The 23,665-nt window shown below is 71.7% G+C and carries 17 protein-coding genes and 2 tRNA genes; 10 read left to right on the plus strand and 9 right to left on the minus strand.

Going from position 1 to position 23,665, the window contains the following annotated elements; translation table 11 throughout:
- The first annotated feature begins 278 nt into the window (after positions 1-278).
- Entirely contained in the window at positions 279-665 is a 387-nt protein-coding gene (locus AB0333_RS00230) for a thioredoxin family protein (protein ID WP_366216779.1), read from the plus strand.
- On the opposite strand, the gene AB0333_RS00235 is transcribed toward AB0333_RS00230, so the two are convergent.
- On the minus strand, positions 666-1,715 hold the full coding sequence (locus tag AB0333_RS00235; protein ID WP_366216780.1) for a 3-methyladenine DNA glycosylase: 1,050 nt from the start codon (positions 1,713-1,715) through the stop codon (positions 666-668).
- Positions 1,716-1,949: 234 nt separating this feature from the next.
- Between AB0333_RS00235 and AB0333_RS00240 the strand changes: the two genes are divergently transcribed.
- On the plus strand, positions 1,950-3,443 hold the full coding sequence (locus tag AB0333_RS00240; RefSeq protein ID WP_366217176.1) for a cystathionine beta-synthase: 1,494 nt from the start codon (positions 1,950-1,952) through the stop codon (positions 3,441-3,443).
- 11 nt (positions 3,444-3,454) lie between these two features.
- Entirely contained in the window at positions 3,455-4,642 is a 1,188-nt protein-coding gene (locus AB0333_RS00245) for a cystathionine gamma-synthase (protein WP_366216781.1), read from the plus strand.
- Between the two features lie 33 nt (positions 4,643-4,675).
- On the opposite strand, the gene AB0333_RS00250 is transcribed toward AB0333_RS00245, so the two are convergent.
- From AB0333_RS00250 to AB0333_RS00265, 4 genes are all read right to left on the minus strand, one after another.
- A complete protein-coding gene (locus tag AB0333_RS00250; protein ID WP_366216782.1) occupies positions 4,676-5,458 on the minus strand; it encodes a sulfite exporter TauE/SafE family protein in 783 nt (260 codons plus the stop codon).
- A gap of 22 nt (positions 5,459-5,480) precedes the next feature.
- Positions 5,481-7,013 carry a carboxyl transferase domain-containing protein gene (locus AB0333_RS00255; protein WP_366216783.1) on the minus strand — a complete coding sequence of 511 codons (1,533 nt, stop codon included), beginning with the start codon at positions 7,011-7,013 and terminating at the stop codon, positions 5,481-5,483.
- Positions 7,010-8,185, minus strand: coding sequence for a CoA transferase (locus tag AB0333_RS00260; RefSeq protein WP_366216784.1), 1,176 nt, complete (start codon positions 8,183-8,185; stop codon positions 7,010-7,012). The genes AB0333_RS00255 and AB0333_RS00260 overlap by 4 nt, the downstream gene beginning before the upstream one ends.
- Before the next feature lie 79 nt (positions 8,186-8,264).
- The gene (locus AB0333_RS00265; RefSeq protein WP_366216785.1) at positions 8,265-9,629 is read right to left on the minus strand and encodes an SLC13 family permease; all 1,365 of its coding nucleotides are present in this window, start codon (positions 9,627-9,629) and stop codon (positions 8,265-8,267) included.
- Between the two features lie 122 nt (positions 9,630-9,751).
- On the opposite strand from AB0333_RS00265, the gene AB0333_RS00270 reads away from it, so the two are divergent.
- Entirely contained in the window at positions 9,752-10,465 is a 714-nt protein-coding gene (locus AB0333_RS00270; protein ID WP_366216786.1) for a FadR/GntR family transcriptional regulator, read from the plus strand.
- 35 nt (positions 10,466-10,500) lie between these two features.
- Here AB0333_RS00270 and AB0333_RS00275 read toward each other — a convergent pair whose 3' ends face one another.
- Positions 10,501-11,082: a hypothetical protein gene (locus AB0333_RS00275; protein ID WP_366216787.1), complete on the minus strand. Its 582-nt coding sequence runs from the start codon at positions 11,080-11,082 to the stop codon at positions 10,501-10,503.
- A gap of 371 nt (positions 11,083-11,453) precedes the next feature.
- Between AB0333_RS00275 and AB0333_RS00280 the strand changes: the two genes are divergently transcribed.
- The 6 genes from AB0333_RS00280 to AB0333_RS00305 all read left to right on the plus strand — a co-directional run bounded on the left by AB0333_RS00280 (position 11,454) and on the right by AB0333_RS00305 (position 19,096).
- Positions 11,454-13,376 carry a DEAD/DEAH box helicase gene (locus tag AB0333_RS00280; protein WP_366216788.1) on the plus strand — a complete coding sequence of 641 codons (1,923 nt, stop codon included), beginning with the start codon at positions 11,454-11,456 and terminating at the stop codon, positions 13,374-13,376.
- A 101-nt stretch (positions 13,377-13,477) separates the two neighbouring features.
- Positions 13,478-13,549 (plus strand) — tRNA-Thr (locus AB0333_RS00285).
- Between the two features lie 56 nt (positions 13,550-13,605).
- A tRNA-Met gene (locus AB0333_RS00290) sits at positions 13,606-13,679 on the plus strand.
- A gap of 152 nt (positions 13,680-13,831) precedes the next feature.
- On the plus strand, positions 13,832-15,256 hold the full coding sequence (locus AB0333_RS00295; protein ID WP_366216789.1) for an MFS transporter: 1,425 nt from the start codon (positions 13,832-13,834) through the stop codon (positions 15,254-15,256).
- Positions 15,249-17,498 carry a molybdopterin oxidoreductase family protein gene (locus AB0333_RS00300; protein ID WP_366216790.1) on the plus strand — a complete coding sequence of 750 codons (2,250 nt, stop codon included), beginning with the start codon at positions 15,249-15,251 and terminating at the stop codon, positions 17,496-17,498. The genes AB0333_RS00295 and AB0333_RS00300 overlap by 8 nt, the downstream gene beginning before the upstream one ends.
- Entirely contained in the window at positions 17,495-19,096 is a 1,602-nt protein-coding gene (locus tag AB0333_RS00305; RefSeq protein ID WP_366216791.1) for an FAD-dependent oxidoreductase, read from the plus strand. The genes AB0333_RS00300 and AB0333_RS00305 overlap by 4 nt, the downstream gene beginning before the upstream one ends.
- Here the strand turns inward: AB0333_RS00305 and AB0333_RS00310 are convergent.
- From AB0333_RS00310 to nirB, 3 genes are read right to left on the minus strand one after another with little or no spacing between them, the layout of a single operon-like run.
- The gene (locus tag AB0333_RS00310; protein ID WP_366216792.1) at positions 19,068-20,219 is read right to left on the minus strand and encodes a uroporphyrinogen-III synthase; all 1,152 of its coding nucleotides are present in this window, start codon (positions 20,217-20,219) and stop codon (positions 19,068-19,070) included. The two genes, AB0333_RS00305 and AB0333_RS00310, sit on opposite strands and share 29 nt — an antisense overlap.
- A complete protein-coding gene (cobA, locus tag AB0333_RS00315) occupies positions 20,216-21,067 on the minus strand; it encodes a uroporphyrinogen-III C-methyltransferase (protein WP_366216793.1) in 852 nt (283 codons plus the stop codon). Before cobA ends, AB0333_RS00310 begins: the two co-directional genes overlap by 4 nt.
- Positions 21,064-23,634: a nitrite reductase large subunit NirB gene (nirB, locus tag AB0333_RS00320; RefSeq protein ID WP_366216794.1), complete on the minus strand. Its 2,571-nt coding sequence runs from the start codon at positions 23,632-23,634 to the stop codon at positions 21,064-21,066. Before nirB ends, cobA begins: the two co-directional genes overlap by 4 nt.
- Positions 23,635-23,665: the final 31 nt, after the last annotated feature.

The raw sequence follows: 23,665 nt of genomic DNA on the forward strand, positions 1-23,665 counted from the left end.
GGTGGGGAAGACTGCTGCGGGAAAGGGTGCTGCTGGGAACGGCGCGGTGGCTGCGGGGCGTCGTGTGGCATCGGGTGCTCCTCGGCTGATCGGTCCACGGGGCCGGTCTTCTGCTGACCGGATGATCCGACGCTAGGGAGCAGAGGCGACCCCGCATCAGAGGCCCAGGGGCCAACCGTGGGTGACGCGCGAGGACGACGGACGCTGTGGAGGAGGCTCCGCCGTCGCCTGTGGATCCGGCTCCCGCGGTGCGGCCGGCGGAGGTTAGGGTGGAAGGCATGGCAACCACCGAGATCACCGAAGCCGGATTCGAACAGACCATCACCGAGAACGACATCGTCTTCGTCGACTTCTGGGCCGGCTGGTGCGGACCCTGCAAGCAGTTCGCCCCGGTCTACGAGCAAGTGTCGGGTGAGCACCCGGACATCGTGTTCGGCAAGGTCGACACCGAGGCCGAACGAGGCCTCGCCGCCGCCGCGAACATCACCTCGATCCCGACCCTCATGGCGTTCCGGGACAAGGTCCTGGTCTACGCCCAGCCCGGCGCCGTCAACGCCACCCAGCTGCAGGAGCTCGTCACGGCCGTCCAGGGGCTGGACATGGACGAGGTCCGGGAGAAGGTCGCCCAAAACCAGAATCCTGACCAGAACACCGACCAGAACTGACTACCGCCGCCGGTGGTCCGCCGGCGCCAGCCGCGGGCCGAACCGGCTGAACCGGACGCCGGACAGTCCGATGAGCCGGACCACGCGCTGCCGGTGGCCGGCCCAGGACTCGAGCAGTCGCAGCATCCCGGCATCGTCCGTGCGTCGGCCGGTCAGCGCCTCGCCCACGTGATGGGCCAGGTGATAGTCGCCCACGGCCACTGTGTCCGGGGCCCCGTGGGTCCGCTGTACGGTCTCCGCAGCCGTCCAGGCGCCGATCCCCGGCACGGCGGTCAAGGTTTCGGCGACGACCCCGACCGGTCTGCCGGCCAGCCGTTCCAGGGCACTCGCCCGCTCGGCCACGCGCAGCATCGCCCTCGACTGTGCGGGCTGAACCCAGCCGGCGTGCCAGGCCCAACTGGGGATGCGCCGGACGGCGTGGGCGGTCGGCGGCAACAACATGCCCGGTGGCGCCGGAGCCGGGGCCGCGTCCCCGAAGCCGCGCACCAGCCAGCGCCACCCGGACCGGGCCTGGTCATGCGTGACCTTCTGCTCCAGGACCACGGTCAGCAGCTGGTCCACCATCCGGCCCGTGGCCGGCAGGCGGAGCCCGGGGTTCGCCCGTCGGGCCTGGACCACCGCAGGTGGAAGGCCGGCCGGGCCGACAGCCCCGACAGCCCCGGCCGCCGCTGAGGCCGCCCCTGAGACCGCCCCTGAGACCGTCGCTGAGGCTGCCGCTGCATGCGGGAGGAGACGTGCGTCGAACGCCGACCAGTCGTCGTCGAGCCCCAGCAGCCGGTGCGCGTCCGTCACCGCGGCCTCGGCTCCGGGGCCCCACGCGAGCACCGGGACCGGGCCGGGGGCCAGCGCCGAGGGCGCCGGCCGGACGAGCATCGTCACCGGATCCCCCGAGACCGGCACCCGGAAGCAGAGCCAGACCCCCTCCGGGCGGGACTGCACGGTGGGATCGGCACGCCCGCGTTGCAGGACGCACAGGGTCAGGCGCACGTCCACGGGAACACCGGCCTCCAGGACCATGGAGGCGTCCGGGGTGGGCAGGGAACCTAACACCCTGCCATTGTCCCGCGTCCGGCACGGTTCTGCTGACTGGCCCCACTGTGGTGCCCCACTGTGGTGCCCCGCTGTGGTGCCCGGCTAAGGAGCCCTGCTGGTTGCCCCGGTGGAGGAGTCATGCGGATTCATGCTCTTGTCGCCCGAGGTGGGCCCGGCGGTACCGTTGAGCCCATGAACGCGCAGCCCGAGAACGCCGGCACTCCAGAGACCCAGCCCGGCCACCCGCACGGCATGACCTACGCCGAGAATGTCCTCGGCCTCATCGGCAACACCCCGCTGGTGAAGCTGAACCGCGTCACCGAGGGGCTCAAGGCCACCATCCTGGTCAAACCCGAATACCTGAATCCCGGCGGCTCGGTGAAGGACCGCATCGCGCTGAAGATGATCGAGAACGCCGAGGCCGAGGGCAAACTCGCCGCCGGCGGCACCGTGGTGGAACCGACCTCCGGGAACACCGGCGTCGGCCTGGCCATGGTCGCCCAGCTCAAGGGCTACCGATCCGTGTTCGTCACCCCGGACAAGGTCGGCGAGGAGAAGCGGGATGTCCTCAGGGCCTATGGCGCCGAGGTGGTGGTCACCAAGACCTCCGTGCCCCCCGAGTCCGAGGAGTCCTACTACGGGGTGGCCAACCGCCTCGAGCGGGACATCCCGGGGGCCTACCAGCCCAACCAGTTCTTCAACCCCTCCGCCCCGGAGTCCCACTACGAGACCACCGGCCCGGAGATCTGGCGGGACACCGCCGGACGGCTCACCCATGTGGTCATCGGTGCGGGCACCGGCGGCACCATCACGGGCACGGGCCGCTACCTCAAAGAGGTCTCCGCGGACCGTGCCTCCGGTCCCGTCACGGTCATCGCCGCCGACCCGGACGGCTCCATTTACTCCGGTGGCACCGGCCGGCCGTACTCCGTGGAGGGCGTGGGGGAGGACATGTGGCCCGGCAACTATGACAAGTCCGTGCCGGACGAGGTCCTCGCCGTGGACGACGCCGCCTCCTTCGAGATGACCCGCCGCCTCGCCGCCGAGGAGGGCCTGCTCGTCGGCGGCTCCTCCGGCATGGCCGTCGTCGCCGGCCTCCGGGCCGCGCAGGACCTGGGCGAAGACGACGTGATGGTCATCATCCTGCCCGACTCCGGCCGTGGCTACCTCGGCAAGATCTTCAACGCGGACTGGATGGACGAGATGGGCTTCGCGGCCTCCACGCCGGAGTCGGTGTTGCCGGCGGACCTGCGGCCCTCGCACGACGCCGGCCCCTCGGACCCCGCGGCGTCCTCACCCTCCGCGGTGTCTTCGGCTCCGGCGGCGTGGAACGCGACGGTTGCCGACCTCCTGCAGGAGAAGTCCGCGTGGCTGCCCGGCGCCCTGCCGTCCGTGGTCACCGCCCCGAAGGACGCCACCCTGGCCGAGGCCATCTCCACCATGAACCGCTACGGCGTGGACGCCCTGCCCGTGGTCGGCGCACCCCGGGACGACCTGCGTGTCGGCGAGATCCTGGGCGCCGTGGACGTGGCCACACTCACCGACCTGCTGGCCACCGGGCGCGCGACGGCTGCGGACTCCGTGGTCGACCACGTCGGTGCCCAGCTGCCGAAGGTCAACGTCAGCGCCCCGCTCTCCGCAGCGCGTGAGGCACTGCGCTCGGCCCCCGCCGTGATGGCCACCCACCACGGTGTGGTCACCGGCATCGTCACCCTGCACGACCTGCTGGCCCGCGTGGCCCGCTGAAAGGACTGGACATGACCAACGAGACCCCCCGCTACGAGGGCTTCAACACCCGCGCCATCCACGCCGGCCAGGCCCACGAGACGGTCTACGGCGCGGTGGTGCCACCCGTGCACCTCTCCACCACCTATGCGCCCGAGGCCGTGGGGCAGCTGCGTCACGGCTACGACTACGGCCGCGGCACCAACCCCACCCGCGATTCCCTCCAGGAGCAGCTGGCCGCCCTCGAGGGGGGCGTGGACGGCCGAGCCCGCGCCTTCACGTTCGGCTCCGGCCTGGCCGCCGAGAACGCCCTGATCCACGCCGTGGCCGGCCCCGGCGCCCACATCGTCATGGGCAACGACGTCTACGGCGGAACCTACCGCCTGATCAACAAGATCCTCGGCCCCTGGGGCGTCGCCCACACCGTGGTGGACATGGCTGACGTCTCCGCGGTGGAGCAGGCCCTGGCGGCCACCGACGCCTCCGCGACCCGCATCCTCTGGCTGGAGACGCCCTCCAACCCGATGATGAAGGTCTCGGACATCGCGGCCTTGGCGGGGGCGGCGCACGCCGCCGGCGCCTTGCTGGTGGTGGACAATACCTTCGCGACGCCGTACCTGCAGCTTCCGCTGGAACTGGGCGCCGACGTCGTGGTCCATTCCACGACCAAGTACATCGGCGGGCACTCCGATGTGATCGGCGGCGCCGTGGTGGTCAACGACCCGGAGCTCGCCGAGAAGGTGAAGTTCCAGCAGTTCGCCGCCGGCGCGGTCAACGGGCCGCTGGACGCCTACCTGACCACCCGGGGGCTCAAGACGCTCGGGGTGCGCATGGACCGTCACAACGCGAACGCCGCCACGATCGCCCAGCACCTGCAGGGCGTCGCCGGCGTGGAGCGGGTGCTCTACCCGGGCCTGCCCGACCACCCGGGCCACGAGCTCGCCTCCCGTCAGATGCGCGGCTACGGCGGCATGGTCTCGGTGCAGTTCACCGGGGGAGCGGCGGCCGCGAAGCAGGTCGCGGAGACCACCCGGCTGTTCCAGCTGGCGGAGTCCCTGGGCGGGATCGAATCGCTGATGAACTACCCGGCCGAGATGACGCACGCCTCCGTGGCCGGCACCGAGCTCGCGGTGCCGGACAACCTGGTGCGCCTGTCCGTGGGCATCGAGGACGTGGCCGACCTGATCGATGACCTGGACCGCGCGATCGGCAGTCTCTAGGCAACTCGCGGCCTCTGGCATCCCCTGGCAGTGTCAGGCGGCATCCAGCAGGAGCCGGAGGGCGACGACGTAGCCGAAGAGGACCACAAGGACGCGGAAGACCGGTCCGGGCAGTCGCCGCCCGATGAGGGCGCCGAGCCAGCCGCCGACCACGGAGCCGATCGCCAGGAGGCCGACGGCGGCCCAGTCGACGGGGGCGATCCAGACGAAGATCAGGGCGGCCACCACGTTGGCGGACAGCACGGCCACGTTCTTCAGGGCGTTGACGGTCTGGAGCCGTTCCTCCAGGCCCAGGGCGAGGCAGGCCACCAGCATGACGCCCTGGCCCGCCCCGAAGTAGCCGCCGTAGACGCCGATGACCGCTGACACCCAGGCCAGGGGCGCCGGGAGGCGGTGACGGGGGCCGCGGGGTGCGTCCCCCCGGCGGAGCGCCCGCCGCCGCAGTGACCCTGAGATGACGGGCTGGGCGCCGACCAGGGTGGCGGCGAGCAGGATCAGCCACGGTGCCAGCCGCGAGAAGGCGTCGGGCGGCAGGGACAGGAGGAGCAAGGCCCCGGCCACCGCTCCGACGGCGGTGGTGGCGGCGACGCCGATGACGAGGCCGCGCCGGCCCACTAGTTCGTGGCGGTACCCCCACGTGCCGGTGATGTTCCCCGGCACGAGCCCGATGGTGTTGGAGACATTCGCGACCACGGGCGGCAGGCCGACGGCCAGCAGGAGGGGGAAGGTCACCAGGGAGCCCGCCCCGATGGCGGTGACGACCAGGCCTCCCACGAGCCCGGCCGCCAGGATGGCGAGCGCCGTCAGCAGCTCCACCGGCGCCTCCCCTCCGGCCGCGTCAGCAGCCCAGTCGGTGGAATCGGGCGGCCCTCAAGCCGAGCCGGTCGGCGTCGGGAAGGCAGACCGCCCGTGACAGCTCGTACTCTATGGCCGAAGCCATGGCCGCGCAGAAGCCGCGCGGGTCGAGCTCGGCGGCCGGCTCCTCCGGCACCACGTGGTCCACGAGCCCGATCCGGTGCAACGCGGCGACGTTGACGTCCTGCGCCGCCGCCAGCTCGGGGGCGTGCAGGGTGTCCCGGTGCACGATCGCGCTGGCACCCTCCGGGGGCAGGGGTGAGAGCCACGCATGCTCGGCGGCGATGACCCGGTCGGCCGGCACCAGGGCCAGCGCTCCGCCGCCCGCGCCCTGCCCCCAGAGGACGGACACGCTGGGCACCGGCGTCCCGATCAGGTCGGCAAGGGTCCGGGCGATCTCGCCGGCCAGCCCGCCCTCCTCGGCCTCGCGGGACAGCTCCGCTCCGGACGTGTCGATGATGGTGAGCAGGGGCAGCCGCAGTTCCTGGGCCACCTGGACGCCCCGCCGGGCCTGCCGGAGGGAGGCCGGGCCCATCTCCCGTTCCCCGGGGCCCGGCCGCTGGTGCCCGACGACGACGCACGGCTGGGTGCCGAAGCGCGCCAAGGCGAGGGTCAGCCCGGGGTCGGCCTCGCCCTGCCCCGTGCCGTGCAGGACCACGGCGTCGTCCGCGCCCTCGGCCAGCAGCCGCTGCAGGTCGGGCCGTCTGCGGTCGCGGGACCGCTCGATGGAATGCCAGGCGGAGGCGGTGCCGGGGCCCGCCGCGGCACTGGCCGGGGCCGGCGTTGGGCAGGCCGGTCCGGACTGGCTGGACTGGCCGGATCGGGGTGCCGGTGCGGTGATGCGCAGCACCCGGTCGAGCAGGTCCGGGAGGTCCTCGGGGGCGGCGACGCCGTCGATGATCCCCCGGCGGTGGAGGTTCTCGGCCGTCTGCACCCCGCTGGGGAACGGCTCACCGTTGAGGGCCTCGAAGACCCGGGGCCCCAGGAATCCGAGCAGCGCGCCGGGCTCGGCGAGGGTCACGTGGCCCAGTGACCCCCAGGAGGCCATCACGCCGCCGGTGGTGGGGTGCCGGAGGTAGACCAGGTAGGGCAGGCCCCGGTCCTTGTGCCGGTGGATGGCCTGGGTGATGTCCACCATGGACAGGAAGGCGGGAGTCCCCTCCTGCATCCTGGTGCCGCCGGAGGCCGGGCAGGCGAGCAGGGGCAGACCCTCCTCAGTGGCGCGGCGGACGGCGTCGGTGATGCGGCGGGAGGCGGCGCGGCCGATGGAGCCCGCCAGGAAACCGAATTCGGAGACGATCACGGCCACCGGTCGGCCGCGGACCAGCCCCCGGCCGGTGGTGACGGACTCGTCGGCACCGGTGACGCGGCGGGCTTCCTCCAGCTCGGCGGTATACCGGAGGCCGGTGGGGGGGTGCTGGGCCGGGCGATCCCACGGTGTGAAGGTCCCCCCATCCAGCACCAGGTCCAGCAGCTGCGCCGCAGAGCGCCGCAGCCTCACCTCGGTGCCGCTCATGCCAGCCACGACCGGATGGCCTCGGCGTCCCCGTCCAGCAGGGGAGGGGCGGTGTGGGCCCGCTTCGTGGTCTCCTGTCCCGAGGCCGCGTCGAAGAACCGCAGCGGGGGGCCGGGGAGGTCGATGCCACCGAGGAGGGGGTGGTCCACCGTGAGGCGCAGGCCCTGGGACTCGACCTGGTCCCAGGCGTAGACCTCGTCCAGGGACCGCACTTTCCCGGCGGGGATGCCGGCGGCGTCCAGCCGGTCCAGCAGTTCGGCGGGCGGGTGGGTGCTGAAGGCCTGTTCGATCACCTGGATGAGCCGGTCCCGGTGCTCCACCCGCAGCGCGTTCGTGGCGAAGTCCGGTTCCTCGGGATCGAGACCGACGGTGGCGCAGAACGTCCTCCAGAGCCGCTCGTTGCCGACGCTGATCTGGACGCTGCCGCCCTGGCAGTGGAAGAGGCCGTACGGGGCGATCGAGGGATGGTGGTTGCCCTGGGCCTGCGGGGTCTGCCCGGCCACGGTCTGGCGGGTCCCCTGGAAGGCGTGGACGCCGACCACCGCGGCCAGCAGGGAGGTCCTCACGACCTGCCCCTTCCCGGTCCGCTCGCGGTCCAGGAGTGCCGCGAGCAGGCCGTAGGCCCCGTACATCCCCGAGAGCAGGTCGGCGATCGGGACGCCCACGCGCTGGGGGTCGTCCGGTCCGGAACCGGTGAGGGACATCAGCCCGGCCTCGCCCTGCACGATCTGGTCGTAGCCGCTGCGGGTGGCCTCGGGGCCGTCATGGCCGAACCCGGTGATGGAGAGGATGACCAGCCGCGGGTTGATCTCGTGCAGGGTCTCCACCGTGAATCCGAGCCGGTCCAGCACGCCGGTGCGAAAGTTCTCCAGCAGGGCGTCGGATCGCCGGACGAGTTCGACCAGGGTGGCCCGGCCTTCCTCGCTCTTGAGGTCCAGGGCGATGGACTCCTTGTTGCGGTTGCAGGAGAGGTAGTACGTGGCCTGGGGATCCTCCTCCGGGCCGACGAATGGCGGGCCCCAAGACCGGGTGTCGTCGCCGGTGCCAGGGGTCTCGACCTTGATCACCCGGGCACCGAGGTCGCCGAGCATCATCCCGGCGTGGGGGCCGGCCAGGGCCCGGGTGAGGTCGAGGACGGTGTACCCGCTGAGCGGTCCTGTGGTGGTGGTCATGGTGTCCTCTCGTGGTCGGTCTGCTGGTCGGTCCGCTGGCCGTTCTGCCGATCCGCGCGTCGCTCGGGCCGGTGCCGGATCACATCCATCCGGGGACCACCATGGTCAGCCAGGCCAGCGGCGGGGCGACGACCACCACGATCGCGCCGTAGGTGAGGATCTGCTTGTAGAAGCGGTCGGAGTCCGTCCCCTCCGGCGCATTCGCCAGGACCAGGGCGCCGTTCGTGGAGAACGGGGACACGTCCACCACCGTGGAGGCGACGGCCAGGGCGCAGACGACGCCGATGGCGCTGACCGACCCGGAGTCGAGGAAGGGGACGGCCAGGGGGATCAGGGCCGCGAGGATGGCGGTGGAGGAAGCAAAGGCGGACACCACGGCGCCGATGTAGCAGATCATCAGTGCGGCGAGCAGCGGCATGCCCATCTGGGCGACGGCGTCGGAGACGTACGTGATCGTCCCGGCTTCCTGGAGCGTGCCGACGAAGGTCAGCATGCCGCAGATCAGCAGGACCGTCGGCCAGCTGATCTTGTTGACCGCTCCCTTCTGAGCCTTCGGCGAGAGCAGCGCCAGGATCACCGCGATGGTGATGGACACGAAGCCGATGTCCACCTGGAAGCCGAGGGCCACCACGGCCAGGGCCACCAGGCCGAGCATGGTGGCAATCTGGGGGAACGAGACCGTCTGCGAGGGGGAGGCGGACGGGCCATCGCCGGCCGGGTCCCGGGGACCGTAGGTGCCGCTGCCCGAACCCTTGAAGTCGACGCCGGCCGCACGGGCGCCCACCGAGGCGTTGAGGCGGGCGTCCGAGACGGACTCGGCGAACTGTGTCACCCGGGTTCCCACGAGGGACCGGCCGCCGAGCACCAGGAACAGGATGACGGCGATGACCGCGTTGAAGATCAGGGAGCTGAGGAACAGGGCCGTCGGGCTGAACGCGAAGCCCGCGTCGTCGATCAGGCCGTTGACGATCACGCCGTAGACGGCGATGGGGGAGAAGCCCCCGGCCTGGGCGCCGTGGACGATCAGCATGCCCATCATCAGCGGGTTGATCTTGTACTTGGCGGCGAAGTTGAGGCCGATGGGGGCCATGATGGCCACCGCTGCCGGGCCGAGTGCGCCCACGGCTGTGATGATCGCAGTGAGGGTGAACATGACCCAGGGGATGAGGGCGACCCGGTTGTCCACGAGCCTCACAGCCCGTCTGACCAGGAGGTCGATCGTGCCGTTGTTCTGGGCGATGGCGAAGAGATAGGTGACGCCGACGAGGGTGAGGAAGAGGCCACCGGGGAAGTTGGCCAGGATGTCATCGGCCTCCATCCCCAGGAAGAGGGCCCCCAGGACGAAGGCGCCCACGAAAGCCAAGGCGCCCATGTTGATGGGCAGCACGGTGGCGAGGATGAACATGGCGGCCAGGATGACGATCGCGATGAGGGGTTCTGACATAGGAATGCCTTCCAGAGGCGTGTGAAGTGGATCACTCTGCTAGTGGCCTAGCCTCCTAGACTCATGAACGGGTTGTCAATATGCTGTGACGAACTCACGGACGAGGGCGCGGGAGGCCGCAGATGGTGGAACAGGACAGGAGCCATGGGGCGCGCCGGATCACGCGTGCCCGGCTGTACGAGCAGTTGATGGAGCGGATCCTCGAGTTCATCGGCGAGGAGGGCCTGGCGCCCGGCGACCGGCTCCCCTCGGAACGTGACCTCGCCGACCAGTTCGGCGTCTCCCGGGCGACCCTGGCGCAGGCCCTGGTGGCGCTGGAGGTGCTCGGCGTCATCGACGTCCGCCACGGCACCGGTGCCGTCCTGGTCTACCGCCCCAATGCGACGACGCTGCTGCGGCAGTTGAGTGACCATCGGAGTCTGCTGCCGGAGATCGTGGAGGCCAGGAGCACCATCGAGGTCAAGCTCGCGGCCCTGGCGGCCGAGCGCCGGACGGATCAGGATCTGGCGGCGATTGACGCGGCCATCGAGGTGATGGCCGGCGAGATCGAGCAGGGTGGCCGCGGCGTGGGGGGAGACGAGAGGTTTCACGGGGCCATCACCCAGGCTGCGCATTCCGGGGTCCTGGCGCAGATGATGGACTTCCTGAGTGAGAGGATCCGGGAGACCCGCATCGAGTCCTTGGGGCAGCCCGGGCGTCCGGAAGTCTCCCTCCAGGCCCACCGGGCCATCGCGGAGGGCATTCGCCGGGGCGATCCGGACGAGGCGGCCCGGGCGATGCAGCGGCATATCGACGTCGTCTCCGACGTCCTGCTGCTCCGTGATACCGAGGGCTGATCGCCACCGGATCAGTAACTCAGCGGATCAGCGGCTCAGCGCAGGAATCGCCGCACCGGTGGGGACCACAGCAGGGCGGCGCCCGCCAGGAGCACCAGGGCGAGGACCAGGAGCAGGGGGTGGCCGCGGACGATCAGGGGGATTCCGACGATCACGGCCACGCCGGTCAGCAGGCCGATCGCGCTGCGGCGGGACCGGAGTAGCTGGACGGCGCCGGTGCCGGTGGCGAGGGCCAGGACGCCGGCCAGCCCCGCCAGGACGAACTGGCCGGTGGTGGTGGCCTCCGGGGCGGCGAGGTCGAGTCCCCCGGCGGTGCCGGTCGGGGCGTTGAGCCCGGACAGGAGGAAGGCCGTGGCCACCAGGGCGAAGACCGCGGTGGCCACGGTCCACCACCAGCGGGCCACCTTCAGGGTGGTCGGTGTCGCGGCGCGGCGCTCGGCCGCGGCGTGCTCCTCGGCCGCTCGGCGGTCGTCCTGGTCCTGACGCTGTGCACGGGCGCGTTCGGCGTCGTCCCGGGAGGCGTCGAGGAAGGAACGCGTGGCCTTGCCGGCGGCACGGGCGAAACGATGGTGGGGCTGGGGGCCAGGGGATTGCTGTCCAGGGGTCTGCTCGGGCACGTGACGAGCCTAACGGTTCGGCCCGGTCTCTCCGCCGTCGGGATGCGTTAGACTGGGGGGACCATTCCGGTCAAATCCCCTGTGTATGCCCGCTGTTGAATACTGCAGCAAGGCATCAAGTTGTGTGGCTCGCTTTCGGCAACGTGTCGGCTGCGCGGGCGGCCGGTCCCGAACCCCCTTCCGTTCCTCCGCTGTTGATCTGTGCCGCCCCTGCGGCCCGGGACGCCAACGGAACCGGCAGGGCGGGGACCGCCAGGAGAAATGGAACGGGCGTGATGTTGGACCACGCCACGGGGAGCACCGGAGAGAACCAATCCGATGCGTTGCGGCACCCAACCGGCCGCAATCACCGATCCCCGTGAGGAAATACTGTGTCCGAACACGCCCAAAACGAAACCATCCAGAATGCCGAGAACTCGGAAAACACCGAGAACGCGGAAAGTGCCGCGAACACGGAGAGCACCGAGTCGGGAGTCCCCGCATTCGCTGATCTCGGCATCGACGGCCGAGTCCTCGCCGCCATCTCCGACCTCGGCTATGAGAACCCCTCGCCGATCCAGGCCCAGACCATCCCGCTGCTGCTCAGCGGCCGTGACGTGGTGGGCCTGGCCCAGACCGGCACGGGCAAGACCGCCGCGTTCGCCGTGCCGGCCCTGTCCCGCCTGGCCGAGACCGCTGACGTCAACGGCCCCGCCAACACCCCGCAGATCCTCGTGCTCGCCCCGACTCGCGAACTGGCCCTGCAGGTCGCCGAAGCCTTCACCACCTACGCCAAGCACATCAAGGGTGTGACCGTGCTTCCCGTGTACGGCGGCGCCCCCTACGGCCCCCAGCTCTCCGGCCTGCGCCGTGGCGCCCAGGTGGTCGTCGGCACCCCGGGTCGCGTGATCGACCACCTGTCCAAGGGTTCCCTGGACCTGTCCAACCTGCAGTACATGGTCCTGGACGAGGCCGACGAGATGCTGCGCATGGGCTTTGCCGAGGAAGTGGACCAGATCCTGTCCGCCACCCCGGACCAGAAGCAGACCGCGCTGTTCTCCGCCACCATGCCGCGCGCCATCCAGCGGATCTCCGGCAAGTACCTCAACAACCCCGTCGAGGTCTCGGTCGCCGCGAAGAACACCACGGCCGGCAACATCCGCCAGCGCTTCATGCAGGTCACCGGCTCCTGGAAGCTCGAGGCCATGACGCGCATCCTCGAGACCGAGGAGCATGACGGCGTCATCGCCTTCGTCCGCACCCGCAACGCCACCGAGGAGCTCACCACCAAGCTCAACGCCCGTGGCTTCCGCGCCGCGGCGATCTCCGGCGACGTCGCCCAGAACCAGCGCGAGAAGACCGTGGACAACCTGCGCTCCGGCCGCATCGACATCCTGGTGGCCACCGACGTGGCGGCCCGCGGCCTCGACGTCGAGCGGATCAGCCACGTCATCAACTACGACATCCCGCATGACACCGAGGGCTACGTCCACCGCATCGGCCGCACCGGCCGTGCCGGGCGCTCCGGCGATGCCGTCCTGTTCATGACCCCGCGCGAGAAGTACCTGCTGCGGGCCATCGAGAAGGCCACCCGCCAGACCGTGGAGCAGATGAACATGCCCTCCGTGGCGGACGTCAACAACTCCCGCCTGGGCCGTTTCAGCACCCAGATCACCGAGACCCTCTCGGCGGGCGACCTGGACGTGTTCCGCGGTCTCATCGACTCGTACGTGGCGGAGAACGACGTCAACGCCGAGGATGTCGCCGCCGCGCTCGCCAAGATGGCCCAGGGCGGCCGTCCGCTGCTGGCCGAGGAGCAGGACATGCCCCCGGCCAGGATGGAACGCGGTGGCCGGGAGGACCGTGGCGATCGTGACGGACGCGGCTCCCGCGGCCCGCAGCGTGGCCCGGCAGAGGGCAACGCCACGTACCGGATCGCGCTGGGCCGCCAGGACCGTGTGCAGCCGGGCAACATCGTGGGTGCCCTCGCCAACGAGGCCGGGCTGCGCTCCAACCAGATCGGTCACATCGACATCCGCTCCAACCACGCCCTCGTGGAGTTGCCGGCGGACCTGACCAGCCAGCAGTGGGATGCCCTCGGCAACACCACCATCAACGGCCGTCCGATCGAGATCCAGAAGGACACCGGCCGTCCGACGAACTCCGAGCGCGAGGCCAAGCCCTTCCGCTCCGGTGGCGGCGGCTACAAGGGTGGCGGCCACAAGGGCGGCTACGGCGGTCACAAGGGTGGCGGCAAGGGTGGATTCAAGGGCGGTCGGAAGTCCTTCGAGAAGCCCTCACGTGACCGGTACTGACGGATACTGACCGGTCAGCCGCCGGTGGAAACTGGCTGAACGAGCGTGGAACCGCCTCGATTTCATTCGTACGGAAATCGCTGGTAGAGTTTCACGTCGTTGCCCCGATAGCTCAGTGGTAGAGCGCAGTCTTGGTAAGACTGAGGTCCCGGGATCGATTCCCGGTCGGGGCTCTGAATGAGAGCCCGTGCGTTGCGAGATGTCGCGGCCACGGGCTGACTCATTCCATGGCGGCGTAGCTCAGCTGGTTAGAGCGCACGACTCATAATCGTGAGGTCGGGGGATCGAGTCCCCCCGCCGCTACGGAACAGGACCTGGACCCTCGGCGAGGATCCGGGTCCTCTTTCGTCTCACCCGTTTTCTCACCCCGTTCCCGGCACCGGGTGAGATACCTTTTCCCTCGCGGAAACCTCCCGGCGATGCTGACGGAAACACCCTCTTGGCAGGGTGGCGTCATGGCCACCACCAGCACAGCAGCCAGCACGGACACCACGACGAACAACACCACCACCAGCACCGCCGAGGCGCCGCCCACCGACCGGCTCGTCCTGGGGCCGGGCCGCTGGGTCAGCAACTGGCAGCCGGAGCACCCGGAGTTCTGGAATGGCCCCGGCCGGGCCGCCGCCCGGCGCAACCTGCACTGGTCTGTGTTCTGTGAGTTTCTCGGGTTCGCCGTCTGGCAACTCTGGTCCGTCACCGTCGTCTTCCTGCCGGCCGCCGGATTCGACCTGAGCACCTCCCAGCAGTTCTGGCTCGTCTCCCTGCCGCCGCTCGTCGGGGCGGTGCTGCGGGTGCCCTACAGCTTCACGGTGGCGCTGTTCGGCGGCCGCAACTGGACCGTCATCTCCGCACTGTTGCTCCTGATCCCGACGACGGCCCTCGCCCTCGCGCTCTCCACCCCCGAGACCCCGGTCTGGGTGCTGTACCTCGTGGCCGCCCTGGCCGGCTTCGGCGGCGGCAACTTCGCCAGCTCCATGGCCAACATCACCTTCTTCTTCCCGGCCCGCGAGAAGGGGGCCGCCCTCGGGCTCAACGCGGCCGGCGGCAACATCGGGGTGGCGGTGGCCCAGTTCCTCGTCCCCCTCGCCGTCACCCTGCTGGCCTTCGGGACCTTCGGCCCGAACCTGCCCCTGGCCGGGCTGATCTGGATCCCGTTCATCCTGCTCGCCGCCTGGGGCGCGCACCGCTACATGCACAACCTCTCCCACGCCCGCAACGATCTCAAAGGATCCCTGTCCACCCTGCGCGAGCCGCACCTGTGGCTGATCGCCGTGATCTACATCGGGACCTTCGGTTCGTTCATGGGTTTCGGCTCCGTGTTCCCCACCCTGATCTCCCTCATGTTCCCGGCGTTCACGAGCCTGGACCTGTGGGGCGCGGCCATCTCGATGGCGTTTCTGGGGCCGCTCGTCGGGTCCCTGGCCCGGCCCTTCGGCGGCCGGCTGGCCGACCGCCGCGGCGGGGCCCGCGTCACCCTGAGCTGTTTCATCGCGATGTCCGCCGTGACCGCCGCCGTGGTGCTCACCCTGCCGTGGCAGAACTTCTGGCTCTACCTGGGCCTGTTCCTGGCGCTGTTCACCCTCACCGGCATCGCCAACGGCTCCAGCTACCGGATGATCCCGCTGGTCTTCCGCCTGACCGTCCCCGCGGGGGATCCGGTCGGCCATGAACGCAAGGCCTCCGCCGCCCTGGGCCTGATCGGGGCCGTCGGGGGGTTCGGCGGCTTCCTGATCCCGCAGGTGCTCCGGGCCTCGCACAGCGCGAACGGCTCCTTCGACGCCGCCTTCTGGGTTCTCGCCGCCCTGTACCTGGGCCTGGCCGTCTTCACCTACCTCGTCTACCGCCGCCCCGGCACGGCACTGGCCCGCGCCAATGTCTGAATCGGCCACCCGCACCTCGCCCCCCACCACCCGCACCTCGTCCCCCGCCACCCGCACCCACTGCCCCTACTGCGCACTCCAGTGCTCGATGACCCTGACCGTCGAGCCCACCACCAGCCCCACCACCAGCCCCACCACCGTCACCGGCGCCGAGTTCCCGACCAACCGCGGCCGGCTCTGCCGGAAGGGCGCCACCTCCGCCGTGCTGCTGGGGGACCGGCCGGACCGGCTCACCACCCCACTGATCCGGGACGGCGCGGGTCGAGACGGCGCGGACCGGGACGCGGCACCCCTGCGCGAAGCCACCTGGGACGAGGCCCTGGACCTGGTGGCCTCCCGGATCACGGCCCTCCAGCAGAGGCACGGCCGGGACGCCATCGGGGTCTTCGGCTCCGGGTCCCTGACCAACGAGAAGGCCTACACGCTGGGCAAGTTCGCCCGGACTGCGCTGCGCACCTCCCGGATCGACTACAACGGGCGGTTCTGCATGGCCTCCGCCGCCAAGGCGGCCACCGAGGTCCTCGGCCTGGACCGGGGCCTGCCGTTCCCGCTGACCGACCTGGACGCGGCCTGCACCGTGCTGCTCCTGGGCTCCAACGTGGCGGACACCATGCCGCCCTTCGTCCAGCACCTGGAGAAGGCCCGCAGTCATGGCGGCCTGATCGTGGTGGATCCGCGCCGCTCGGCCACCGCGCAGCTCACCGGGGACGACGCCGGGCACCAACTGGCCCCGGCTCCCGGCGGGGATCTGCCACTGTTGCTGTCCGTCGCCCACGTCCTCCTCGCCGAGGGGCTCGCCGACGAGGACTATCTCTCCCGCCGGACCACGGGACTGTCCTCCTTCCGCCGGTCCGTCGCCGACTGGTGGCCGGAACGGGGCCAGACCCTCTCCGGGATCTCGGCCGCGCGCATTCGCTGGCTGGCGCGGTCCCTGGCGGCGGCTGCCCGCGCGTCGAAGTCCGGCGGGGACCCGGTCTTCATCCTCACCGGCCGCGGTGTGGAGCAGCACCGGGACGGGACGGACACCGCCAAGGCGGCCATCAGCCTGGCTCTGCTCCTGGGTCTGCCGGGAACCCGGCACGGCGGCTACGGGACCCTCACAGGTCAGGGCAATGGCCAGGGCGGGCGGGAGATGGGCCAGAAGGCGGACCAGCTGCCCGGCCTGCGCTCCATCACCGACCCGGCGGACCGCGAGGTCACGGCCCGGCACTGGGGCATCCCCGCGGACGACCTGCCCGGACCCGGCCTGCCCGCCACCCAACTGCTCCACACCCTGGGGACGGAGCAGGGCGTGAAGGCCCTGCTGGTGCACGGGGCCAACGTGGTGGTCTCGGCCCCGGACGTCCAGCGCGTCCAGGAGGGGATCCGGGCCCTGGACCTGCTGGTGGTCTGTGACTTCTTCCGGTCCGAGACGGCCGAGTTCGCGGACGTCGTCCTGCCGGTCCTGCAGTGGGCGGAGGAGGACGGCACCCTGACCAACCTCGAGGGCCGCCTGCTGCGCCGCACCCGGGCCGTGGACGGACCGGAGGGGGCCCGTTCGGAGCTCTGGATCCTCGCAGAACTCGCCCGCCGCCTGGGCAGTGCCGCGCCGCTGGCCTCGGAGCCCGCCGAGGTCTTCGACGAGATCCGCCGGGTCACGGCCGGCGCCCGGGCCGACTACTCCGGCGTGGCCTGGGACCGTCTCGACGAGGTCGCCGCCTACTGGCCCCTGCCCCTGGACGAACATGCCCCCGGCCCACAGGAGGTCACCGTCAGCGGCGAACCGGTGGTCGGCACCCCCCGGGTCTTCACCAAGGCCTTCGGGCACCCAGACGGCAGAGCCCACCTCGGGCCGATCCACGTCCGGGACCCCCAGCCTCCCTCGGCCCAGGGGCTCACCCTGACCACCGGACGGCTGATGGAACACTACCAATCCGGGACCCAGACCCGCCGTGTGCCCGAGCTGCTCGGCGTGCACCCCGTGGCCACCGTCAGCGTCCACCCCGCCACGGCCGGCGGGCTCCGGCTCATCGAGGGCGCCCACGCCGAGCTGCGCAGTACGTCGGGGAGCATGCAGGCCCGCGTGGTGTTCGATTCCGGCCTGCGCACCGACACGGTGTTCGTCCCGTTCCACTTCGCCGGCCGGGGCGCCGCCAACCGGCTGACGGCCGGCCTGCTGGATCCACAGAGCCAGATGCCGGAGTTCAAGAACACCCCCGTGACCCTGCACCCGGCACCATCCCTGGACGGAGGCCGGTCATGAGCCGCGGGCCCCTGCGGATCGTGGTCGTGGGTGGCGGCCCGGTGGCGGCCCGGCTCGTCCAGGAGTTGGGACCGGCCCTGGAGGCGGGCGCGGCCCACGTGACCATCCTGGGGGAGGAGCCCGTCCCGGCCTACCAGCGGATCCGCCTGGGGGATGTGGCCAGCGGCCGGATCGACGGCGCCGCCCTGTCCCTCCTCGACGCGCAGGGCGACGCGCAGGATCCGGCGCCGGCCGGCGTCGTGATCCGGTGCGGGGTCACGGTGGTGGCCCTCGATCGGGAGCGCAAGACGGTGATGTTCGATGGCGCCTCGGTTCCCTATGACCGGCTCGTGCTGGCGACCGGCGCCCAGGCCGTCATCCCGGACTTCCCGGTTTCCGGCACCGTGGGCCGGGGCATCTCGGTCCCAGCCCGCGGCGCCGGAGACCGCCCGGTCGGCGTGATGGCGCTGCGGGACCTGGCCGAGGCCCGGCGCCTGCACCAGGCGGTGCGGGACGCCGAGCCGGTGGTGGTGCTCGGCGGCGGCGTCCTCGGCGTGGAGGCGGCGCTGACGCTCGCCGAGGTCGGTGCCGCGGTCACCCTGTTGCACCGGGGCCACGTGCCCCTGGGGCGTCAGCTCGATCCCGATTCCGGCCGGCTGCTGCTGCGCCAGCTCCGCGCCACCGGCATCCAGGTCCGGCCGGACTGCGGCGTACAGGAACTCGTGGTCGCCGCCCGCGCCCAGGACCGGGCCACAGCGCACGACGGCGTCCCCCACCTCACCGCGATCCGCACCACCCAGGGGCGGCGGATCCCGGCCACCCTGCTCGTGGCCTGCACCGGGGTGCGCCCCCGTGACGAGCTCGCCGCGGCCGCGGGACTGGACACCCTGCCCCGCGGCGGAATCGTGGTGGACCGGGACGGACGCTGTCCGGACGATCCGTCCGTCTTCGCGGTGGGTGACTGCGCCGCCGTCCTGGGCTCCCGGCCGAGCGGGCTCATCGGGCCGGGCTGGGACCAGGCACGTGCCACCGCCGGCGCCCTGCTGATGGAGGCCGGCGTCCCGGTGGCGGTGGATCGCGATGCCGCCGGCCGTCCCGTGGCCACGCCCACTCCAACCCCCACCCCGACCGGCCGCCTGGACCCCATCGTGGTGAAGTCCCACACGCTGTCCGTGGCCTGCGCGGGTGATCTCACCGCAGACCCGTGGGACCCGAACGGCCCCAGCGTGACCACCTGGGCGGACCCGGGAGCCGGGCAGTACCTGCGCCTCGTCACGCAGGGGTCCCGGTTGCTGGGGTTCGTGGCCATCGGCCTGCCCCGCTCCGCGGCGGAACTGTCCCGGCACGCCCTGACCGGCACCCTGCCCGTGGCGGAACGCTCCGCGTTGCTGGCGATGGAGCATGCCGCCGCGGACCGGGAGCTGGGACCGGAGGACGTCCTGTGCCGGTGTTCGGGGGCCACCGCCGGACAGGTCCACGAGGCGGCCCAGGAGTGCACCACCGTGGACGAGGTCGGTGGCCGGTGTGGCGCGGGGACCGGCTGCGGGACGTGCCGGGACCGGATCGAGCAGCTGCTGGCGGGGCCGCCCGCTAGACAGCCAGCCGGTAGCCCCGCTTGACCACCGTGGCCACCAACTCGGGCACCGGGAGCAACTGACGCAGCCGCCACACCAGCATCTCCAGGGCGTGCTCGGATTCGCACTGGCGCAGGGTCTCCAGCAGGTGCCCGCGGGACAGCACGGCTCCCTGGGCGTCCACCAGTTCACGCAGCAGCGCCAGCGGCCCCGGGGGCAGCCGCACAGGATCGGCCGCGTGATCCACCAGCTGCACCTGCGCACCGCGGATCTCCACGGGCCCCCACCGGGTCCGGATGCGCAGGACCTGCTGCTGCTCGAGGTGTTCGCAGACCAACCGGATCATCGCGCCGAGGCGCCAACGCGAGGGAATGAGCGGTTGCAGCCCCGCCTCATGCAGCGGCCCGGCGGTGACCTTCCCGACGACGGCCGTCGCCACCTCCGTCCGCAGCGCCTCGAGGAGGGGGTCCAGCCGGCCGTATTGCTGGGCCACGGCGAGGAAGGCCTCCACCGCCGGGGCCGCCGTGAAGGTGAGCACGTCGAGCTGGCGGTCGATGGCGGCATCGATCATCCGCAGCAGCGCCGAGTCCTCCGCGGGCCGGGCCCACGTGTAGGGCATCACCGTCAGCACCCGGGCGCCGGCCCTCTCCAGCCGCCCGATCTGCCGGTGGTCCAGCATCCCGTGCAGCTGGAACGCCACCGTGCGCCCGGACAGGTTCCGGGCCAGAAGCAGGTCCACCACGGACGCCGTCCGCTCGTCCTCGGGTGAGCCGACGTCGTCCAGGCCGGCGGCCCGGACGGCGCCGCGGGCCTTGGACCCCCGGACGAGGATGGCAGCCGCTGCGAGGACCCCGTGCAGGTCCGGGCCGAGCCCGTAGGCGTCCGCGGCCTCCATCCATCGGCGCATCCCGTAGGCCGTGGTGATGACGGCGAAGTCCGGCAGGGCCCCGATGACACGGCGGGTGTCCCGGTGCAGGGTCACGGACTCGGTCAGCGGGGCGATCCGCAGGGCCGGGGCGTGCATCACCTCGGCGCCGCGGCGTTCGAAGGCGCTGATGAGTTCCTCGCTGCGCCGGTCCGAGGTGACGCCGATCCGGAAACCGGCGAGCGTCTGGGGCAGGACCTGCGCCACGGAGGTCACGGAGGTCACGGTGGCCGGCCCGCTCATGCGTTGTCCACGAGATCGGTGAGCTGATTTCCTGCCGGCCCCGTCAGCCCCGTCAGTCCCGTCAGCCCGGACCAAGGCAGTTCGGCGCCGGGGGCCAGGCGCACCACCTCGCCGATGACCAGCACGGCCGGTGAGGCGATGCCCTGCACCGCGGAGGCCAGCAGGATCGTCTCGAGCGGAGCCAGGCAGACCCGCTGCTCAGGGGTGCAGCCACGTTCCACCAGACCTGTCGGCGTCCGGGCGTCCAACCCGTGCCGCATCAGGCCGGCGGCGGTGTGGCCCAGGGTGCCGATGCCCATGAGCACCACCACCGTGCCGCCCTGCCCGCCCAGCTGGGCCAGCCCGGCCAGCTCCTCCTCGCTGAGGGGATCGTGGCCGGAGACGACCGTGAATGACTTGCTGATCCCGCGGGCGGTGACGGGGATCCCGGCCGCGGCCGGGACGGACACGGCCGAGGTGATGCCGGGGACCACGGTCACGGGCACGCCGGCGTCCTCGCAGGCGGCGGCCTCCTCACTGCCGCGGCCGAACACGAAGGGGTCCCCGCCCTTGAGGCGGACCACGCGCAGTCCGGCCAGCGCGGAGGCCACGAGCAGTCGGTTGATCTCGGATTGCGGCACCTTGTGGTGCCCGGGCCGCTTGCCGACGTCCTCCAGCCGGGCGCGGGGGGCCCACACGGCCAGGTCCTCGGTCGGGGCCAGCCGGTCGAAGTACACGACGTCGGCCTGCCGCAGCAGGCGCATCGCCCGCACCGTCAGCAGGTCGGCCGCACCCGGGCCGCCGCCGACGAGGGCCACGCTGCCGGGGGCGAACTCTGCGTCGGTCGTCCGGTCCGTGGCCGGGCTCATCGCTGGCCTCCCCGCACCGGGATCCGCGGGCCGGCGACCACGGGAAGACCGCCGTCCGGCGCGTTGACGAAGCCGCGGAACCGGCGCAGCCGCTCGGGGTCCTCGAGGGTCGCCGCCCACTCGTCCCGGTAGGTCTCCAGGTGCTCGGCCACGACCTGTTCCAGATCGGCCGCGATCCCGAGGGTGTCCTTGACCACCACGTCGTGGACATGGTCGAGGCCGCCCTCCAGCTCCTCCATCCACCGGGCGGTGCGCTGGAGCCGTTCGGCGGTGCGGATGTAGTAGACCACGTACCTGTCGATGTACCGCAGCAGCGTCTCGTCGTCGAGGTCCTTGGCCAGCAGCTGGGCGTGGGCCGGGGTGGCACCGCCGTTGCCGCCCACGTACATGTTCCAGCCCTCACTCGTGGCGATGACGCCGACGTCCTTGCCGCGGGCCTCGGCACACTCGCGGGCGCAGCCGGAGACCCCGAACTTCATCTTGTGCGGGGAGCGCAGGCCCCGGTACCGCTCCTCGAGGGTGATGGCCATGGCCACGGAATCCTGCACGCCGAAGCGGCACCACGTGGAGCCCACGCAGGACTTCACGTTGCGCAGCGCCTTGCCGTAGGCCTGGCCGGACTCGAAACCGGCCGCCACCAGTCGCTCCCAGATGCCCGGTAACTGATCCAGGCGAGCCCCGAACAGGTCGATCCGCTGTGCCCCGGTGATCTTGGTATAGAGCCCATAGGCCTCGGCGACCTCGGCGATCACGGCGAGCTTGGCGGGAGTGATCTCACCGGCCGGGATGCGGGGCACCACCGAATAGGTGCCGTCCTTCTGCATGTTCGCCAGCGCGCGGTCGTTGGTGTCCTGCAGGCCGCCGCGGTCCGCACCGAGGATGTACTCCCCGTGGAGCGTGGCCAGCACCGAGGCCGCCACGGGCTTGCAGAGATCGCAGCCGAGGTTCACGGACGGGTCCGCCGGGGTGCCGAAACGGGCCACGATCTCGCTGAACGTGGTCAGCCGCGTGGTGCGGACGGCCTCGAACATCTCGGACCGGGACAGGGCGAAGTGCTCACACAGCGCCGTGGAGACCTCCATCCCCAGCTCGGCCATCTGCTGCTCCATGACTTTCTGGGCCGCCGGCAGGCAGGAACCGCACTGGGTCCCGACGCCGGTGCACGCCTTGAGTGCGCCGAGGTCCGGGCATCCGCCACACACGGCGGCCCGCAGGTCACCGGCACTGACGTCCCGGCAGGAGCAGATCTGGGCATCGTCCGGCATCTGCAGGTCCACGGGTGCCCCGTGGCCGGCGGCGGACAGGAACGCCCCGGCCTCCCCGGGCAGCTCCCGGCCCAGCAGCGGCCGCAGGGACGCGTAGGGGGCGGCGTCGCCCACGAAGATCCCGCCGAGCAGTGTGCGGGCATCCTCGGACACCACGAGCTTCTGGTAGAGACCGCCGGTGGGGTCCGCGTAGACGACCTCGAGGGCGCCGGGGGCTGAGGCGAAGCCGTCGCCGAAGCTGGCCACGTCCAGCCCGGAGAGCTTGAGCTTGGCCGCGGTGTCGAAACCGGGGAACGTGCCGGTCCCGCCGCACAGCCGGTCGGCGACCACCTCGGCCATCGTGTTGGCCGGGGCCACCAGGCCCATGCACTCGCCCTCGAAGCTGGCGGCCTCGCCGATGGCCCACACGTGCGGTGCCGAGGTGGCGCACCGCTCGTCGATGGCGAACCCGCCCCGGGGGCCGAGCTCAAGGATCCCCGCCCCGAGCTCGTCCCGCGCCGTGATGCCGGTGGCCGCCACCACCAGGTCCACCTCGAGGTCCTCACCGGAGGGAAAACAGAGCCTCCCACCCCGCAGGGCGCTGGGCCGCTCCCCGAGCCTCAGGACGTATCCCTGACCGCGCAGCAGCCGGTTCAGCGTCCGTCCGCCGAACTCGTCCAGCTGGGCGTTCATGACCCAGGGCCGGGAGTGGACCACGGTGACGTCCGTGCCCAGCCCCCGCAGCCCGCCGGCGGCCTCCAGACCCAACAGGCCGCCGCCGATCACGGCCGCGCGCGGCGTGCGCCCGAGCCGTTGGGACAGGGCCGTCACGTGCTCCCGCAACCGGTCCACATCATCGATGGTCCGGTAGACGGTCATGTCCCCGGCACCGGGGATCGCCGGCCGGGCGGCGTCGCTGCCGGTGGCCAGGACCGCCTCATCCCAGGTGACGGTGGAACCGTTCCCGGTGCTGTCCTCCACGGTGAGGGACCGCGCGTCGGGATCCAGGACGGTGACCCGGCAGCCGGTGTGCAGGCGGACCCGGGAGTCCTCCCAGAGCGGGGGGACCGAGCCGCCGGAACCACCAGAAGTCAGCGGCAGGTCGTCGGCGGGGTCTGTGAACCGGCGGGACAGCGCCACCCGGTCGTAGGGGGCCCAGGGCTCCTCGGCGAAGACATCGATCCGGAGGTCGTCGCCGCTGCGGGCCAGCAGGGCCTCGACCAGCCGATGTGCGGCCGGGCCACCGCCGACGACGGCGATCGTCCTGACGTCCGGCCGGTCGGTGGTGCGCCCTGCGGGCTGCTGGTCGGGTTGCACGGTCATGAGTCCATCCCCTTGCGTCGTAGGCCACTCA

This window comes from Citricoccus sp. NPDC079358, assembly GCF_040702545.1.
Classification (GTDB): Bacteria; Actinomycetota; Actinomycetes; order Actinomycetales; family Micrococcaceae; genus Citricoccus.